The organism is Campylobacter concisus (genome assembly GCF_003049085.1).
GTDB classification, from domain to species: Bacteria; Campylobacterota; Campylobacteria; order Campylobacterales; family Campylobacteraceae; genus Campylobacter_A; species Campylobacter_A concisus_H.
The window spans coordinates 76862-91817 of record NZ_PIQX01000005.1; the positions used below are offsets into that span (position 1 = coordinate 76862).

The window sequence follows — 14956 nt, forward strand, 5'->3', positions numbered from 1 at the left end:
TTCTTACGATTTTTAAAAATCTTTTATTATAGAGATAGTTTCCAAAATCTACTATTAATCTATGTCATTAATAAATTCTGAGAATTTTGTCTTTTGAATTACTAACTTTAAGCAAAATTCCATTACCGTAATGAAAAAATAAGATTAAGGATAAAATTTGATAAGTGTTCATAGGGTAGCCTATTTAAGGGTTATAGCTCTTGCTTTTTGTGCTTTTATATTTAACACTACTGAGTTTGTTCCAGTGCCACTTTTAAGTGATATTGCAAAAGACTTTGATATGAGCACGGCTGATACCGGTCTTATCATCACGATTTATGCGTGGAGCGTCACTATACTCTCTTTACCGCTTATGCTTTTAACTGCAAATTTAGAACGAAGATCTCTTCTTTTAAAAGTTTTTATCGTATTTGTTGTAGCTCATACGCTTTGTGCCTTTGCTTGGAATTTTAAAATTTTAATCATTGCTAGGTTGATGATAGCTATTGCTCATGCCATTTTTTGGGCTATCACTGCTTCACTTGCTGTTAGGCTAGCTCCGATAAATAAAAGCTCGCAAGCTCTTGGATTGCTAGCTCTTGGTACATCGCTAGCGATGATACTTGGTCTGCCACTTGGAAGAATTTTAGGTGACGCACTTGGTTGGCGTGTGACCTTTGGGCTGATCGGAATTTTTGCTGTTGGTGTTGGAGCTTGGCTATATAAAATTTTGCCACTTCTGCCAAGCAAAAACTCAGGCTCGCTTAAAAGCTTGCCAGAGCTTGCAAGAAATGGCCTTTTAATGGTCGTATTTTTACTAACTGCAATTATCATAAGCGCGCATTTTAGCACCTATAGCTACATTGAGCCATTTACAAAAGATATCAGTGGCTTTGATGGAAAATTTATCACAATATTCTTGCTTATATTTGGTGTTGCTGGTGTAGTTGCAAGCCTGCTTTTCTCTAAATTTTATAAGCTTATTCCAAATGCATTTTCAGCAATTTCTATCATGCTTATTTTATGTTGCTTGCTTGTGTTAAATTTTATTGCTAAAAATGAAGTTTTAATGCTAGTTTTGGCCTTTGTTTGGGGGCTTGGCATAGCTGGTGTAAATATGAGCTTTCAAATAAAAGTGCTAAATTTAGCCTCAAACGCTACTGATGCCGCAATGGCGATATTTTCAGCTATTTATAACATAGGTATCGGAGCAGGAGCGCTAATAGGGCATCAGACGATAGTTCATTTAGGCGAGCAAAATATCGGTAATGTTGGTAGTTTTTTCGCCGCAAGCGGACTTATCATATTTTTATTTGCGGTATCTAAGGTTAAGAGAATTTAGATGTTTAAACATCTAAGTAAAACGTTACAAATTTCTACATATAAGTGATAATAAATATCATAACTAAGAAAAATTTTAGTTAAGCTTCCTTATAATCATTATCAGAAAATGAATAAATTTTAGGAGCTTATTATGTCAGTTTTAGTTATCGGTGCAGATGAGATAACGCCTATCAAGGCAGTTTTACATGATTTGGGAGCTGAGAAGATAGAGCACTGGGATGCTAGAAATGAAAACCGCGTAAATCGCAAGCCAATCCCTCAAGATACTGAGTGCGTGGTGATGCTAACTAGTTTTTTAAACCACAATACGATGAAGACTATTAAAACTCAAGCAAAAAAGAGAAATATTCCAATTGTTTGTGCAAAAAGAAGCGTTAGTTGCGTATTTTGTGAGTACTGCAAGGTCTTTGGGCTAGATAAGGAATTTGGATGCAAAGAATAATCAATGAGATTCGGGCTTTTATCAGATATTGGCGAAATAACTCCAAATATTTTTGCAAAGCTTGATAGGCTTTCACGTGCAAAAATTTTTATTGCACTTTATAATTCTGGTGTAGAAAGTGAGCTAAAAATACCACTTTCTTACGCTAAATTTCTAAATTTCAAAGAAATTTTTGAGGCTAGGATAAATTTCCTACTTCGAGGAAAATGTCTAAATTTTAAGCCAGCAGATCGCTTTTGTATTTCATCAAATATCATCATAAATGCTTATTTAAAAGGCGACTTTTCAAAGATAAAATTTATAGCAAGAGAGCCAAAAATCGTGGCTGCAAAGATGATAAAAATGCTTTATGCAAGTGGAAAATTTGAGTTTTGTATCGATGCGGCACAGATGTTTTGTCAATTTGTTTATGATAAAATACGCCTCCGCCATCAAGACAAAGAGGTCGTGCTAAATGGTGGTGTCATCTCGGTCAAAAAAGATGGTAAAAATTTGCTCAGCGTCATGCCAAGCTTTAAAAAAGTGAGCTTTGATGATATGAGAAATTTAAACGACGATATAGATAGAGCCGTAGGTGTGCTTGGTCACGAGTGCGAGATGGTTTATATCGTTTTTCCTAGAAATGAGGAATTTAGGCGACACGTTGAGGTTAGGCACTGTTATGCGAGAGGTTTGATCAAGCTTGTGCCTTATACGATTATTAGTAAAATTTTTTAAAAAGGATAAAAATGATAGGTATAGTTTATGGAAGCAGCATGGGAAATACCGAAGATGCAGCAAAACTTATAAGTGAGGGTTTAGGCCTTGAAAATGAGCTTTTAAACGTTGCTGATGTAGATGCAGCGAAACTAAATAGCTTTGACAAGCTAATCCTTGGTACATCAACCTGGGGTAGTGGCGATCTTCAAGATGACTGGGACGCGTTTGACTTTAAAGCATTAAATCTAAGCGGAAAAACAGTTGCTGTTTTTGGCATGGGCGATAGCGAGAGCTACTCTGATGAGTACTGTAATGGCATGGCAAAGCTTTACGATGAGGTCGTAAAAGCAGGTGCAAAAGTAGTTGGCGAAGTTAGCACTGATGGATATACATTTGATGGCTCTGATGCCGTAAGAAATGGTAAATTTGTAGGTCTAGCGCTTGATGCTGATAACCAGAGCGACAAAACTGAGGGTAGAATTTCAGCTTGGATCGAGCAGATAAAACCATACTTTGCGTAATTAATTTAGCTAGATTTTCTAGCTAAATTTATATATCCATAGCCGAGATGAAGCTTTTTATCCTCTCATTTTGGCTGTTAAAAAACTCATCTACCAAGCCATCAAATGCGATCATGCCTTTATCTAAAAATAAAATTCTATCAGCTATCTTTCTAGCAAAATTCATATTATGAGTGACAATGATCATAGACTTTTTCTCTTTTGCAAGAGATAAAATAACCTTTAAAACTTCAGCCTCAAGCTCTGGATCAAGCGCGCTTGTAGGCTCATCAAGCAGTAAAAAGTATGGATTTACGGCTAGTGCTCTAGCGATGGCTACACGCTGTGCTTGACCGCCTGAGAGCCTGTTTGGATAGGTATCTTCTTTGTGACTAAGCCCCACTTTGGCTAAAAGCTCTTTTGCCTCTTTTATTGCTTCGTTTTTATCTTTCTTTTGAACGTAGATCGGAGCTTCTGTGACATTTTGAAGCGCTGTTAGGTGTGGAAAGAGGTTGAAGTTTTGAAAGACCATGCCTGTTTTTTTGCGAATTTCTAAAAGCTCTTTTGAGCTAAGCTTCTCTTTAAAATTTACAGCTCTATCATCTATCTCTAAAACACCACTTTGTGGGATCTCAAGTAAATTTATGCATCTAAGAAGCGTTGATTTGCCACAACCAGATGAGCCAACTATCACGGTCGTTTGACCCTCTTTGAAGCTTGTATTTATGTTATCTAGCACCAAATGATCGCCGTAAGATTTGCTTATATTTTTAAAATTTATAGCCATTAAACATACCTTGAGACAGCTTTTTCAAGCCTTGATTGAAGATAGGTTAAGAGTGTGCAAACCACCAGGTAGATAAGTGCTGCTAGGATGTAGAGGATGAGTGGCTCAAAGGTTCTTGCTGCGATCCTTTGAGCGACCATAAACATATCTACTATCGTTATAGAAGCTGCTAGTGAAGTGTCTTTAACAAGGCCTATAAATGTGTTTGAAAGCGGTGGCAGAGAGATCCTTACTGCTTGGGGTGCGATGATACGCTTTAAAATTTGATAGTGCGTCATGCCAAGCGATGTGGCAGCCTCCCACTGACCTTTTGGCACAGAAAGTATGGCTGCTCTTACAGACTCAGAGGCATAAGCGCCCACGTTTAGGCTAAATGCGATAGTCGCCGCACTCCAAGTATCAAGCGTGACGCCGATGCTAGGAAGTCCGTAAAATACGATAAAAAGCTGCACAAGAAGTGGCGTGCCGCGAAATATCCAAACATAGGTGGCAAATATAAATTTTAAAATTTTTATATTTGAAAGCCTCGCTACTGCTGTGATAATGGCGATGACAAGCCCTAGCGAAAACGAGAGCAAAGTAAGTGGGATCGTCACTTTTAAAAGCGCGATGATCATCGGTAGCGTCGAGCTTGAAACAAGCTCGATCACTCTATCTAAATTTTCCATTTTTGCCTTGTTGGTTTATAAATTTATTTTGAGACGTCTTTGCCAAAGTAGCTTTTTGAGATAGCTTCTAGTTTGCCTTCTTTTGAAAGTTCATTTAGAGCATTTGAAATTTGCTCTGCAAGCTCGGCATTGTCTTTTTTAACAGCTGCTGCTGTGTAGTCTTTCTCATCAAGTGAGGCGGCTATCTTTACAGGTGCGTTTGGACGCTCTTTTATGAAGTCGTAAAATACGATGTTGTCTCTTACAACAGCATCTACGCGTCTTGATATAAGAAGCTCCATACTTTTAGCAAAACTATCTGTTATGACGTGTTCAGCGCCGTATTTTACGGCTACTTTTGCCCAGTTGCTCGTAGCTGAGTCGGCATTTCTTTTGCCTTTTAGGTCGGCAAAGCTTTTTATGTCGTTATTATCTTTTCTAGTGATGATGGCACCAAATGTTACAGTATAAGGCACTGAAAAAGCATATTTTTTCTTTCTCTCATCAGTTATGCTTACTTGATTAAATACAACATCGGCCTTACCAGCGTCAAATGCAGCTAGCATTGCATCCCAAGGAGCTGTTAGAAACTCAACTTTTAAATTTAGTTTTTGTGCTACCGCTCTTGCGATATCTACATCGTATCCTACTAGCTCATTTTTATCATTATAAAATGTAAAAGGAGCGTAAGTACCTTCAGTTGCTACTGTTAGCACGCCGTCTTTTATAGTTTTTGCTTGTAAATTTAGAGCCATTGCAAGCACAGCTACTACTTTTAATAAATTTGTAAATTTCATTTTAATCCTTTATTTTGAAATATCTTTTCCAAAATATTTCATCGAAATTTCACTTATCTTGCCCTCGGCTTTTAGTTCATCAAGCGCTTTGTTTATCGCTTCTAGTAGCTCGGTGTTGCCTTTTTTAACGATTGCAGCTGTTGGCATCGGCTCGTTGCTTGTGTATGCGATTTTTAGTGGCGCATTTGGGCGTTGTTTGATGTAGTCAAAAAATGTAACGTTATCGTTTATCGTATCATCAGCTCTTTTTGAGATGATAAGCTCCACGCCTTTGCTAAAGCCATCAGCTACGACCACTGTTGCGCCGTTTTTCTCGGCTATCGCCGCCCAGTTGCTAGTCGCAGAGTGCACACTCTTTTTGCCTTTTAGATCAGCAAAACTTTTGATGTCGTTATTGTCTTTATGCACTACAATTACCGGATATGGAATAGTGTAAGGTACGCTCATACCATACTTTTTCTTTCTATCTTCGTTTATACTAACTTGATTAAATACAACATCTGCTTTGCCAGCATCAAATGCAGCTAGCATCGCATCCCAAGGAGCTGTTAAAAACTCGACTTTTAAATTTAGCTTTTGCGCTACTACTCTTGCAATATCTACGTCATATCCTACTAGCTCGCCCTTTTCATCGTAAAATGAGTAAGGTGAGTAAGTGCCTTCAGTTGCGACGATAAGTTCGCCTTTTTTGATAGTTGAAGCATTTAAATTTAAAGCTAAAAAAGCACCTGCGATAAAGCCAAAAATGGGCTTAAAATTCATTAATTCTCCTTATTTAGAAATATCTTTGCCGAAGTATTTAAGCGAAATTTCGCTTAAGCTCCTTCCTTGCTAAGCTCATTTAGGGCAAAATTTATCTTAATTAGCAGCACTTTGTTACCTTTTTCTACGTTATAGCCCATTTGTTCACTATTTGTATAGCATCATCTTTTATGATCTGCCAGTAAAATTTTGTAAAGGCAGAATTTAGCAAACAATCGCACGAATTGCACCAAATTTAAAAAGCAATAGAAATTTTTATACAAAACTCTTTGCAAAAAATTTTTAAGATTTATGCAAATGTTAGTCGCAACTGCGACTTGGGTAGTGTTTTGGCGCTATTTTATTACAAAAAAGAGGCGGTGCCTCACTCCGCTAGAAGTGAGACCGCTAAGGCTTTTACGCCCTTAAAATCAACCTTGCCGCTTGCAAGCGTTGGGATATCATCAACGATGAAGATATAGCTTGGCATCATGATCGGAGCTAGGTTGCTCTCTTTTAAAATTTGCTCAATATTCTCAGGCTCTGTGCCACTTTTTACTAAAAGCGCGATCGCTTCGCCTTTTTTGCTATCTGGCACGTTTGCGCTGCTGAAGACAACGTCGCTTCCAAGCACCTTTGTAAGCTCTTCTTCGACGCATCCAAGGCTTATCATCTCGCCACCTATCTTGGCAAATCTTGAGTATCTATCGACGATAAACACAAAGCCGTTTTCATCGATGTGGCCTTTATCGCCAGTTTTATAGTATCTTACGCCATTGATATAAGTGATAACGTCATTTGTTTTAGTTTTGTCATTTAGATAGCCCTTCATTACCTGCGATCCGCCGATCACGATGAGCCCATCTATGCCAGTTTCTAGCTCTTCAAGAGTCTCTGGGTCGATTATCTTGATGATGGTGCCAGGCAGAGGCATACCAACGCTACCAGGTCTATTAAATGTAAGCTCTTTTAGGCTCTCTTTTTCTAGGATATTTGGCATATTTACAGCAGCTACTGGCGCTGTTTCGGTTGCGCCATAACCTTCATAAATTTCTATGCCAAATTTGAGTCTAAACTCATCTTTTATCTCAGGTTTTAGCTTTTCAGCCCCAGCTACGACCATTCTGGCACTTTGAAACATTAGCGGATGAAGCTTTTTATTTCTTGTGTAGAGCCTAAAGAACGTTGAGGTGCCAAAAATGATGCTAGCGCTGTGTCTTGCCGCCATTTTGCCGATAGTCGCTCCATCTGTTGGATCAGGTACGCTTACCATTTTTATGCCCTCGCAAAGTGGCATGAGTGTGGTGACTGTTAGCCCAAATGAGTGAAAAACAGGGAGTGAGTTTAAGATCACGTCATCTTTTTTGAAATTTAGAAGTTCGCTTATTTGCTTAATATTTGCAAGTAAATTTTTGTGGCTTAGCTCGATGCCTTTTGGCTCGCCCTCGCTGCCACTACTGAATAAAATAGTAGCCGTATCTTCTAAGCTTACACGCTTAAAATAGCAAAGCTTGATGAGCCAAACTGGTGCAAAAAACGCAGTTAAAAGTGCTAAAAATTTCTCTTTTTTTGAGACGCTAGCTGAGAGATCTTCTGCAAATTTAGTCTTACCGCTCATCGCATCTTTTAGATCAAAGCCCTTAAGTGCTAACTTCTCAAGAAATTTACTAGAGGTGATGACTGTGTTTATATCTGCCTTTCTTAGGGCGTGATTTAGCGAGGTAACATTAAGCGTATAGTTTAAATTTACGCTCACTTTGCCCATGGCAAGAAGCGCCATATTGACGATAGCTGCGATGCTTGAGCTAGGTAGCAAGATGCCTATATTTTTCTCATCTTTTAGCTCGCGTTTGAAAATTTTGATAAAGACTAAAACGGCTGTTATAAATTTCAAGTTGCTTAAATTTAGCCCAGTGCTGTCGCTCACGCACTCTTTAAATTTATCCTCTTTTGCGTTATTTAGCCACTCACTCGTTAGTGGTTTTTGCCTTGAGATGAAGCTCTCCCACGATGAAAAGCTAAGCTCAAGCACCTTTTGCTTCATCTTTGCAGCGTTTATAAATGTGGTTATTGGCTTGCCAAAGGCGACGATGATGTCGCGTCTGCCGTTTTTAGAAGTGAGGTCTTTGTAAAATTTACTAGCTCTTGAAAAGCTAGATCCCCAAAGGCCGCGAAGGTAAAATGGTACTATGCAAATTTCTTCTAGATCTCTGATGATAAGCTCAAAACCCTTTTGAAATTCATTTATCTGGCCGTTATAGCTGATGTGGCCCTCTGGAAAAAGTGCGACCACTTCGCCATTTTTTAGGCACTCTCTAACTAGCTCTATCGACTCTTTGCTAGCGCCTGCGCCTATTGGGATCACTTTAAAAAATTTAAAAATTTGTTTTAGATACCATTTGTTATAGATCGTTCTATACATGACAAATCTTATGCCTCTTGGGCTTGCAGCTTGAAGCACGAGCCAGTCGATCCAGCTGATGTGATTGCCAAGAAGTAGCGCGCCGCCACTTTGCGGTAAATTTTGAAGTCCTTCAACGAAAAAGCGGTACTTTGTCTTTAAAAATGGCAACAAAAGTAGCCTTGTAAAAAGGTGTGGAAGCTGTAAAATGGCGTAAAAACTGCCGACTAAGCAAACAAGCGCTGTAAAGACAAAGAGCCCAGTGGTTGAAATTTTAAAATATACTAAACCTATGCCAATAGCTAAAAATAGCAGCATTGAGACATTTTGTAAGAAGTTGTTTGCCGCCATTATCTTGCCGGTGGTCTTTTGCGGGGCAAAGTACTGGATCATCGCATTTAGTGGCACTATAAAAATTCCACCAAAAAAGCCAAACGCAAATGAGCTAAGGCTCACTACGCCGATGCTTGAGCCAAATGCGAAAAATAAAAGCGAGAAAAATATACCAATAGCACCCATCGGCACGATACCAAGCTCGATATGTAGCTTTGACATAGAGCCAGCCACGTATGAGCCAAATGCGATGCCTATGGCGCTTGCTGCTAGAATTGCTTGCACCGCTAGCGAGCTGTCGTCGTTAAAAACGGCTTTGTAATGAGCTGGGAAAGCTGCGATGATGATCTGAGAAATTCCCCAAAATATACTAAGGCCAGCGATACTTAACCAGATATTTTTATCTGACCTTACCTCTTTTAAATTCTCTCTTAAATAGCTAAGGCGAATATATTTTTTAATATCAAAATTTTCGTTTGTTTCGTCTTTTTCATCGGTGCAAGGTAACTTATAAGCAAAATACGCTTCAAGTGCGCTAAATACGACTAAAAAGATGCCAATAGGATAGACGCTTTTTAAAATTTCTTCTGAGTTTTCGCCTTGGATATATAAATTTTCAAATATAAATGAAAATAAAAATGAGCTAAAAAGTATCGCAACGATGGTGAGCGCTTGGATGATGCCATTTGCTGTGCCAAGGCGCTCAGGACCGACTAGGGCTTTGATGATGCCGTATTTTGCTGGTGAGTAGATCGCACTTTGAGCGGCTAGTATGAGCGTTAAAGCAAAAGCTACGCCAAAAGCGCCTGCAAGATAGCTAAAAAGCACCGCGACACTGATAACAACGCCAAAAATGGCACAAATTCTTATGACCTTTATTTTTGCGAATTTATCGTTTATAAAGCTTGAGGGCGAAAATAAAAAGATAAATGGTAGCAAGATCATTGCGTTTATGACGGCTGTTAGGATAAAAAGTATGTCGCCATCATATGTTTTTAAAAGAACATTTTGTATGGTGATTTTGTGTGCTAGATCGACGCTTGCATTTAAAAATGCGATCGCAAGGTAGGGCAAAAAGCCAGCAACTTTTAATAAACTCATCATAGAAATACCTTTGTGATTTTAAAAATTTTGTAAATCTAACAGCAAAATATTTAAAATATTATTAATAAAAAACTCTACATTAAATTTGGTAATAAAAATTTTTAAAAAATTTAAATTTTATATGCTTTTGGATAAAATCACGCAATCAAAAAATTAGGAAAAATTTATCATGAACTATGAAATAATCGTCGTTGGCGGCGGACATGCTGGCATTGAGGCAAGTCTTGCGGCTGCTAGAATGGGCAAGCAAACTTTACTTATCACGATCTTAGCCGAGCAAATAGGCGCTGCAAGCTGTAACCCAGCCATCGGAGGCCTTGCAAAGGGACATCTTGTAAAAGAGATCGACGCGCTTGGCGGTCAAATGGGACTTACGACTGATGCTGTTGGCATCCAGTTTCGCGTGCTAAATGAGAGTAAAGGCCCAGCAGTGCGTGGTAGCCGTGCTCAGATAGATATGGATAGATACCGCGTTTATATGAGAAATTTGCTTTTAAACACTCCAAATTTAGAAATTTCTCAAGAGATCGCCACTGAAATTTTAAGCGAAAATGGTGAGGTAACCGGCGTTAAAACCCATCTAAATAACATCTATAATGCAAAAAAGGTGATAATCACCACTGGTACATTTTTAAACGGGCTAATTCACGTTGGATTTAACAAACTTGAAGCTGGCCGTGTGGGCGAGCTAAGCGCAAAGGATCTTAGTGGCAGTTTAAGAGAGCTTGGGCTAAATTTAGGTAGGCTAAAGACTGGAACATGCCCAAGGATCGATGCAAAAACGATAAATTTTAAAATTTTAGAAAAGCAAGATGGCGACGCAAAGCCAGTTGCATTTAGCTTTAGAACTAAAAATTTCTCCCCAACGCAGCTACCATGCTACATCGCCTATACAAACGAAACCACGCATGAGATAATTCGCTCAAATTTCGACAAAGCGCCACTTTTTACAGGTCAGATCGAGGGCATCGGACCAAGATATTGCCCAAGTATCGAGGATAAGATAAACCGCTTTGGCGACCGCGACAGACACCACCTTTTCATCGAGCCTCAGACCCTTGAGGCGACAGAATACTACATAAATGGCTTTTCAACGAGCCTGCCTTATGAAGTGCAAGTGCAAATGCTCCGCTCCGTAAAGGGCTTTGAAAACGCCAAAATAGTAAGGCATGGATATGCCATAGAGTACGACTATGTCGAGCCAACGCAGCTAAAACACAGCTTGGAGACCAAAAAGGTAAAAGGGCTATACTTGGCTGGGCAGATAAATGGCACGACTGGATACGAGGAGGCCGGCGCTCAGGGGCTAATGGCTGGTATAAACGCAGCGCTTTCGCTTGATAACAAAGAACCGCTCATCTTGCGCCGTGATGAGGCTTATATCGGTGTTTTGATCGATGATCTTGTCACAAAAGGGACAAAAGAGCCATATAGGATGTTTACGAGTAGGGCGGAGTATCGCTTGCTTTTGCGTGAGGAAAATGCCATTTTAAGGCTTGGCGGATATGGTCATGAGCTTGGGCTGCTTGATGATGAGACTTTTAACGAGATCGAAAATATAAGAAGAAATTTAAAAGAGGAGCTGGAGTTTTTAAATGAGACTCAGATCACGCCAAGCAAGCAAAATTTAGAGCTTTTAGCTAGCCTTGATGAAGAGCCGATTAGTCAAAATGTGAGCCTTCAAAAGATAGTCGCTAGAAAGAGCTTTACGGCTGAGAAACTAAGAAAGCTTGATGAGAGATTTGTAAATTTAGACGATGCGAGTATGGATCAAATTTTAACCGAGTGCAAGTATCAGCACTACATCAGCGAGCAAAAAAATCAGATAGAAAAAATGAAAGATATGATGGATGTGAAAATTCCTGAAAATTTCGACTTTAGAAGCATAAGCGGACTTAGCAACGAAGTGGTCGAAAAGCTTGAGAAATTTGCCCCGCCAACGCTCTTTGCGGCGAGTGAAATTTCAGGTATCACGCCAGCAGCGATCGATATCTTGCATATCTACATAAAGATGAGCGAGAAAAAGGCTTAAATTTAAGCCTTTTATGGTTTTAAAATTTAAAACAAAGCTTATCATTTTTAATAGTTGTTATTTATAATTTTTTAAGATTAATAAATTTTATTATTAAAATTTTCTATTTTACGAGAGCTAAAATAGAAAATTTTTTTATCTTAATGTTTAGATATTAGATCAAATTTCTCTTTTATAAAAAGTTTAAATTTACGATATATAGGTACTTTTAGATAAATTTATCTCAAATTTTGGTGTAAAAAAAGCTTAAATTCACTTTATTTTTACAAACTATATTGTGAGATTATAGTTTTTTAATTTTTTGAGAGTATAATCGTTTAAATTTTATTTATAGAAAGGAAATTAATGTCAGTAAAGCAAGAAAGACGAAGCTTTATCGGCCTTGCGTTTGGTGCCGTGGCAGCTGTTGGTGGCGCGATGTCACTAGTTGCCATGAAAAAGACCTGGGATCCGCTTCCAAGTGTAAAAGCTGCTGGTTTCACAACAGTTGATCTAAGTCCGATCAAAGATGGCGAGATGAGACAGGTTGAGTGGCGTAAAAAGCCTATTTTCATCCTCAAAAAAAGTCCTGATATGGCTAAAAATGACAAAAGAGATGTTGTCGTAGGGGATGCTAGATACGTAGTTCTTATCGGACTTTGCACGCATCTTGGCTGTATACCTGAGTATAAAGCAAGTAAACAAATGTTTGTATGTGCCTGTCATGGCGGCGAATTTAATGCCGACGGAATGCAAACATACGGACCTCCTCCAAGACCACTTGATATACCACCATTTAAGATCGATGGAACCAAGCTAGTTCTAGGCGAAACAAGCCCAGAATACGAAAAATTAGTAGCAAAAGCTTAGGAGGATAGCAATGTCTTTAGCTCATAAATCAACTGGCGTTATTGACTGGCTTGATCAACGCCTAGCTTTTACAAAACTTATGAAGGTTCTAGTTAGCGAATACTGGATACCAAAAAATATAAATTTCCTTTGGGCAATGGGCGTTATTTTAACAACGCTTTTTATGCTCTTAATCGTTACTGGTTTTTTACTTTTAATGTATTACAAACCAGATGTAAATTTAGCATTTGATAGTGTAAATTATACTATCATGCAAGAGGTCGAGTATGGCTGGCTTTGGCGTCATATCCACGCAGTTTCAGCTTCTACGATATTTCTTATTATGTATATTCACCTACTTACTGGACTTTACTATGGTTCATACAAAAGAGGCAGAGAGGTCATTTGGATAAGTGGTATGGTGCTATTTATCTGTTTTTCAGCAGAGGCATTTAGTGGTTATATGCTCCCATGGGGACAGATGAGCTACTGGGCGGCAACTGTTATCACTCAGCTTTTTGGCGGTGTACCAGTTATTGGTGATGCTTTAGTTGAGTGGATTAGAGGCGATTACGCAGTTGGCGACTCAACACTTACTAGATTTTTTATGCTTCATGTTTGTCTATTGCCACTTGTAACGATAGCTGTTTTGGTTATTCACTTCTACTCTTTAAGAGTTCCGCATGTTAATAACCTGACAAGCGAAGATATAGACTTTGAAGTAGAGGCACAAGAGTATCTACACGGCGATAGAGCAAAATCTAAAGTTATACCATTTTGGCCAGGATTTTTGGCAAAAGACTTTATGTATGTATCATTCTTTATGATATTTGTCATCTATCTTGTTTGCTATCACTTCAATTTTGCAATGGATCCTATCAACTTTGAGCCAGCAAATCCACTAAAAACCCCACCACATATCTACCCAGAGTGGTATTTCTTGTGGCAATATGAAATTTTACGTGGCTTCTTCTTTGATATAGCCGGAATTTCTGCTTATAATATCGGTCTTATCGCATTTGCGTTTGCGGGTGTTGCATTTATGCTTATACCTCTTCTTGATAGAAGCGACCTTGTAGCTCCAGCTCACAAAAGACCACTATTTTTTATATGGTTTTGGGTCTTAGTTGTCGATCTTATCGTTTTATCTATATATGGCAAGCTCCCAACAGGTGGTTATAATGACTGGATAGGATTTTATTCATCATTGCTATTCTTGTTCTTATTTATAATTGCGTTGCCAGTTATAACAATACTTGAAAGAAAAAGGGGCTAATCATGAAAGAGCTTAAAATTTTTGCCATTGTTGTTATTCTTTCAGGTGTTTTATATTGGGGTATCGAGCCTTATGCTCATACAAAACTTCATCCTCATACTGCAAATGCCGAGTATAACTTCTCAAAAGAAGATACTGACTATGCAAAGCACTTTTTAGAGCAAAAAAAGGCAGCTCTTGAGACTGCTAAGGCTAGCGGAAATAAGGCAAGTATAGACGCGGCTACAAAAGATGTAGAAGTAGCACAAAAAATTCTTGATGACTATACAGCATTTTGGAATGACATTAACTCTATCGACCTTACAAAAGGTGACGCTACAAAGGGTGCTGACACTTTTGTAGCAGCAGGATGTACAGGATGTCACGGTATAGAAGCAGCAGGTATGCCAGCTGGTATGGATGCTGAGACAGCTAGTCAAAGCTTTGGTGTAGTGCCACCAGATCTTAGTACCGCTGGTAAAATTTATGACGATAAATTCTTGGCCGCACTTATTAAAAATCCAACTATGGCTTTAAAGCTAACTCATAAATTTAACGATGAGCATCCATTTCCGATGACTGCATTTATGGGTACTGGTGGCGATATAAATGCTGAAACTGCTGATATAGTAGCTTATTTGAAAAAGGTATCTGCTGATTATGAAAAGGCAAATAATAAGATCACTGAAGAAAAGGTTTTCGCTGATGCATGTCAAAGATGTCATGATATAAAATATGACAAAAAATATGCATTTAGCAACAAAGTAAGCCTTTCAACTTATATGGGCTCAAACCCGCCTGATCTATCTATGATGATTCGTTCAAAAGGCGATGAGTATTTACATAAATTTATAAATGATACTCAAAAGATGCTACCAGGTACAGCAATGCCAAGAGTTGGTTTAAATAAAGCCGCTGAAGACGACGTGGTAGCTTATATCCAAAAAGTAGGTGACAAGAAGAAGGCTGAGCGCGAGAGCACAGGGCTTTATGTCATGATCTACTTCTTTATATTAGGAATTTTTGCTTGGCTTTGGAAACGCAAAGTTTGGAGCGAACTACACTAA

At 38.6% G+C, this 14956-nt stretch carries 13 protein-coding genes; 8 read left to right on the top strand and 5 right to left on the bottom strand.

The genetic code is table 11. The features are described from left to right. Window positions 1–157 precede the first annotated feature (157 nt). From CVT13_RS07130 to fldA, 4 genes are all read left to right on the top strand, one after another. A complete protein-coding gene (locus tag CVT13_RS07130) occupies window positions 158–1321 on the top strand; it encodes a sugar transporter (RefSeq protein ID WP_107812083.1) in 1164 nt (387 codons plus the stop codon). Between the two features lie 132 nt (window positions 1322–1453). Then, window positions 1454–1765: a DUF2325 domain-containing protein gene (locus CVT13_RS07135; RefSeq protein WP_002939277.1), complete on the top strand. Its 312-nt coding sequence runs from the start codon at window positions 1454–1456 to the stop codon at window positions 1763–1765. A gap of 3 nt (window positions 1766–1768) precedes the next feature. Further along, window positions 1769–2482 carry a UDP-N-acetylmuramate--alanine ligase gene (locus tag CVT13_RS07140; RefSeq protein WP_107793280.1) on the top strand — a complete coding sequence of 238 codons (714 nt, stop codon included), beginning with the start codon at window positions 1769–1771 and terminating at the stop codon, window positions 2480–2482. An 11-nt stretch (window positions 2483–2493) separates the two neighbouring features. Beyond that, window positions 2494–2985, top strand: a complete 492-nt coding sequence (gene fldA, locus CVT13_RS07145; protein WP_087579226.1) for a flavodoxin FldA — start codon at window positions 2494–2496, stop codon at window positions 2983–2985. Between the two features lie 28 nt (window positions 2986–3013). Here fldA and CVT13_RS07150 read toward each other — a convergent pair whose 3' ends face one another. The 5 genes from CVT13_RS07150 to CVT13_RS07170 form a co-directional block, all read right to left on the bottom strand. Further along, window positions 3014–3751, bottom strand: a complete 738-nt coding sequence (locus CVT13_RS07150) for an amino acid ABC transporter ATP-binding protein (RefSeq protein WP_107812084.1) — start codon at window positions 3749–3751, stop codon at window positions 3014–3016. Further along, on the bottom strand, window positions 3751–4419 hold the full coding sequence (locus CVT13_RS07155; RefSeq protein ID WP_107812085.1) for an amino acid ABC transporter permease: 669 nt from the start codon (window positions 4417–4419) through the stop codon (window positions 3751–3753). The genes CVT13_RS07150 and CVT13_RS07155 overlap by 1 nt, the downstream gene beginning before the upstream one ends. Before the next feature lie 23 nt (window positions 4420–4442). Then, window positions 4443–5195 carry an amino acid ABC transporter substrate-binding protein gene (locus CVT13_RS07160; protein WP_107812086.1) on the bottom strand — a complete coding sequence of 251 codons (753 nt, stop codon included), beginning with the start codon at window positions 5193–5195 and terminating at the stop codon, window positions 4443–4445. 9 nt (window positions 5196–5204) lie between these two features. Then, window positions 5205–5957 (bottom strand): amino acid ABC transporter substrate-binding protein, encoded by a 753-nt coding sequence (locus tag CVT13_RS07165; RefSeq protein WP_107812087.1) that lies wholly within the window; start codon window positions 5955–5957, stop codon window positions 5205–5207. Between the two features lie 364 nt (window positions 5958–6321). Further along, entirely contained in the window at window positions 6322–9774 is a 3453-nt protein-coding gene (locus CVT13_RS07170) for an acyl-[ACP]--phospholipid O-acyltransferase (RefSeq protein ID WP_107812088.1), read from the bottom strand. A gap of 169 nt (window positions 9775–9943) precedes the next feature. On the opposite strand from CVT13_RS07170, the gene mnmG reads away from it, so the two are divergent. The 4 genes from mnmG (at window position 9944) to CVT13_RS07190 (ending at window position 14956) form a co-directional block, all read left to right on the top strand. Continuing rightward, entirely contained in the window at window positions 9944–11806 is a 1863-nt protein-coding gene (mnmG, locus tag CVT13_RS07175; RefSeq protein ID WP_107812089.1) for a tRNA uridine-5-carboxymethylaminomethyl(34) synthesis enzyme MnmG, read from the top strand. Between the two features lie 345 nt (window positions 11807–12151). After that, the gene (gene petA, locus CVT13_RS07180; RefSeq protein ID WP_103648701.1) at window positions 12152–12655 is read left to right on the top strand and encodes a ubiquinol-cytochrome c reductase iron-sulfur subunit; all 504 of its coding nucleotides are present in this window, start codon (window positions 12152–12154) and stop codon (window positions 12653–12655) included. A 10-nt stretch (window positions 12656–12665) separates the two neighbouring features. After that, window positions 12666–13910: a cytochrome b gene (locus CVT13_RS07185; RefSeq protein WP_084041924.1), complete on the top strand. Its 1245-nt coding sequence runs from the start codon at window positions 12666–12668 to the stop codon at window positions 13908–13910. Between the two features lie 2 nt (window positions 13911–13912). Beyond that, the gene (locus CVT13_RS07190) at window positions 13913–14956 is read left to right on the top strand and encodes a c-type cytochrome (protein ID WP_107812090.1); all 1044 of its coding nucleotides are present in this window, start codon (window positions 13913–13915) and stop codon (window positions 14954–14956) included.

What these genes read in the sequence shown, in the direction of transcription:
- CVT13_RS07135 (WP_002939277.1), top strand. Translation starts at nt 1,454, where the DNA reads ATGTCAGTTTTAGTTATCGGTGCAGATGAGATAACGCCTATCAAGGCA.
- CVT13_RS07140 (WP_107793280.1), top strand. Translation starts at nt 1,769, where the DNA reads ATGAGATTCGGGCTTTTATCAGATATTGGCGAAATAACTCCAAATATT.
- fldA (WP_087579226.1), top strand. Translation starts at nt 2,494, where the DNA reads ATGATAGGTATAGTTTATGGAAGCAGCATGGGAAATACCGAAGATGCA.
- CVT13_RS07150 (WP_107812084.1), bottom strand. Translation starts at nt 3,751, where the DNA reads ATGGCTATAAATTTTAAAAATATAAGCAAATCTTACGGCGATCATTTG.
- CVT13_RS07155 (WP_107812085.1), bottom strand. Translation starts at nt 4,419, where the DNA reads ATGGAAAATTTAGATAGAGTGATCGAGCTTGTTTCAAGCTCGACGCTA.
- CVT13_RS07160 (WP_107812086.1), bottom strand. Translation starts at nt 5,195, where the DNA reads ATGAAATTTACAAATTTATTAAAAGTAGTAGCTGTGCTTGCAATGGCT.
- CVT13_RS07165 (WP_107812087.1), bottom strand. Translation starts at nt 5,957, where the DNA reads ATGAATTTTAAGCCCATTTTTGGCTTTATCGCAGGTGCTTTTTTAGCT.
- CVT13_RS07170 (WP_107812088.1), bottom strand. Translation starts at nt 9,774, where the DNA reads ATGATGAGTTTATTAAAAGTTGCTGGCTTTTTGCCCTACCTTGCGATC.
- mnmG (WP_107812089.1), top strand. Translation starts at nt 9,944, where the DNA reads ATGAACTATGAAATAATCGTCGTTGGCGGCGGACATGCTGGCATTGAG.
- petA (WP_103648701.1), top strand. Translation starts at nt 12,152, where the DNA reads ATGTCAGTAAAGCAAGAAAGACGAAGCTTTATCGGCCTTGCGTTTGGT.
- CVT13_RS07185 (WP_084041924.1), top strand. Translation starts at nt 12,666, where the DNA reads ATGTCTTTAGCTCATAAATCAACTGGCGTTATTGACTGGCTTGATCAA.
- CVT13_RS07190 (WP_107812090.1), top strand. Translation starts at nt 13,913, where the DNA reads ATGAAAGAGCTTAAAATTTTTGCCATTGTTGTTATTCTTTCAGGTGTT.